The sequence below is a fragment of the Pseudogemmobacter faecipullorum genome (assembly GCF_020539525.1).
Lineage (GTDB): Bacteria > Pseudomonadota > Alphaproteobacteria > Rhodobacterales > Rhodobacteraceae > Pseudogemmobacter > Pseudogemmobacter faecipullorum.
This window is the reverse complement of sequence record NZ_JACDXX010000106.1, coordinates 1-364: the sequence shown is the minus strand read 5'-3', so window position 1 is coordinate 364 and position 364 is coordinate 1. Positions and strand designations below refer to the sequence as shown.

At 56.6% G+C, this 364-nt stretch carries 1 protein-coding gene; it reads right to left on the bottom strand.

The window, feature by feature from the left end; all coding sequences use genetic code 11:
* Positions 1-137: 137 nt before the first annotated feature.
* Positions 138-364: globin family protein (locus tag H0485_RS21415; protein ID WP_494338148.1), on the bottom strand; the 227-nt coding region annotated here is incomplete at its 5' end.

Below are 364 nucleotides of genomic sequence, written 5' to 3'. Positions count from 1 at the left end.
TGGGTTTCGCTGTCGCGGTCCTTCGGCTCTTCATCATCTTCAACTCCAACTGGGATAAAGATGAGCCGCAAAGCCTCCGCTACGCAATCACGCCAAACTGTTCCAAGGGTGCTGATGGCGGACAAGCTGCCTCTCTATCAGCGGCGGAGGTTTGGGGGATCGCCAGCCTGCGCAAGCCCATAGCTGAGGCCCTTGCCAATCCGGTGCGCGAGGGCTGACCAATTGCGGGCCTGATCGATTGTGAGGTTAGCAGCCAGCACTTTATCAAAGAGGTCCAGCCATATTGGAAACATCTCAGCGCGTATGTCTCCTGCCTCTTTGTGAACGAACATGGGGTTTCCATCGTAGCCCTGTTCGCGCAGGA